The sequence below is a fragment of the Caballeronia arationis genome (genome assembly GCF_001544975.2).
Classification (GTDB): Bacteria; Pseudomonadota; Gammaproteobacteria; order Burkholderiales; family Burkholderiaceae; genus Caballeronia; species Caballeronia arationis.
Window position 1 is genome coordinate 1 of the sequence record NZ_FCOG02000398.1, and the last position, 1,774, is coordinate 1,774.

The 1,774-nt window shown below is 61.7% G+C and carries 1 protein-coding gene; it reads right to left on the reverse strand.

What is annotated here, in order from left to right:
- On the reverse strand, positions 1-1,451 hold a 1,451-nt coding region (locus AWB81_RS42635), incomplete at its 3' end, for an IlvD/Edd family dehydratase (protein ID WP_235026251.1).
- Positions 1,452-1,774 lie beyond the last annotated feature (323 nt).

Genomic DNA, 1,774 nt, shown 5'->3' on the forward strand with positions numbered 1-1,774 from the left:
AGCGCACGTACGGATCTGCGGAGGGGGTGATAGGCGACTGTCATTCCTACTCCAACAGACAATCCGAGCCGGTACACTTTTTGCAGCACTTTCTTCGGCAGCGGCATGTTGCCGACTTCGGCAAAGCCCGGATAACCCTTCGGCCCCGCGCCCTTGAGCACCATGATGCAATGCTCGTCGATGTCGAGCGACTCGTCGTCGATCTTCGCGTGCAGTTCCTCGACGTTCTCGAACACGACCGCGCGGCCGCGATGTTTCAGCAGATGCGCGGTGGCCGCCGACGGCTTGATCACCGCGCCATTCGGCGCTAGGTTGCCCTTGAGCACGGCGATGCCGGCCTTCGGCTTGAACGGCTCGGCGAAGGTCGTGATGACCTTCTCGTCGTGGTTGGGCGCGTTGCGCACGTTGTCCCAGATGGACTTGCCGTTCACCGTCAGCGCTTCTTTATGCAACAGCCCTTGCTCGCCGAGTTGCTTCAACACCGCCGGCAAACCGCCCGCGTAGTAAAAGTCTTCCATCAGATATTCGCCTGACGGTTGCAGATTCACGAGACACGGCACGTTCGACCCGAGCTCCCAGTCTTCCAGCGAGAGTTCGACGCCGATGCGCTTGGCCAGCGCGATCAGATGCACCACGGCGTTGGTCGAGCCGCCGATCGCCGCATTCGTGCGGATCGCGTTTTCGAAGGCCTGGCGCGTGAGGATCTTGTCCATCGTCAGGTCCTCGCGAACCATGTCGACGATGCGCCGCCCGGCGAGATGCGCGAGCACCTGCCGGCGTGCATCCACTGCGAGAATCGCCGCGTTATGCGGCAAACTCATGCCGAGCGATTCGACCATCGAGGCCATCGTGGAGGCCGTGCCCATCGTCATGCAGTGGCCGCGCGAACGGTTCATGCACGACTCGGCTTCGGTGAATTCCTCCTGCGTCATCGTGCCGGCGCGCACTTCCTCGGACATCTGCCAGACGCCCGTGCCCGAGCCGATATTCTTGCCGCGAAAGCGGCCATTGAGCATCGGGCCGCCGGACACGGCCAGCGCGGGCAGATTGCACGACGCCGCGCCCATCAGCAGCGCGGGCGTGGTCTTGTCGCAACCGACCAGCAGGATCACGCCGTCCATCGGATTGCCGCGAATCGATTCCTCGACGTCCATTGAAGCGAGGTTGCGGAACAGCATCGCGGTGGGGCGCAGATTTGACTCGCCGAGCGACATGACCGGAAACTCGAGCGGCAAGCCGCCCGCTTCGTGCACGCCTTTTTTCACGTACTCGGCGAGCTCGCGAAAATGCGCATTGCACGGCGTCAGTTCCGACCACGTATTGCAGATGCCGATTACGGGGCGCCCGTCGAATTCGTCGTGTGGGATACCCTGGTTCTTCATCCACGAACGGTGAATGAAACTGTCCTTACCGTTCCTGCCGAACCAGCTCTGCGAGCGAAGTTTGCGCATGCCGTCTCCCTCTGTGTTTGTTGTGTACCTTTTACGACTGTCCCTGCAGGCAGACTAACCCGCCGCGACCCATCACGTCGAGATCGCGCCGCGTTCAGAGGAGTAGCCAGGTCATGGCGGGATGCACCTGCGCGGGCTGTCGCCGGCGAATCGCCAAAAAGTTTTGCCGGTGCAGTTGCAACCGTTGCGCGGCACGCCCGGGCTTCGGCATGCCGTCTATCACGGCTTGAATCACCTTGAAGGCAAAACACGACATAATGAAATGGCCAGCCCGATCCCTGCGATCGTCCTAGGATAAGAGGTTCGATCCAACGTAGAGGGAG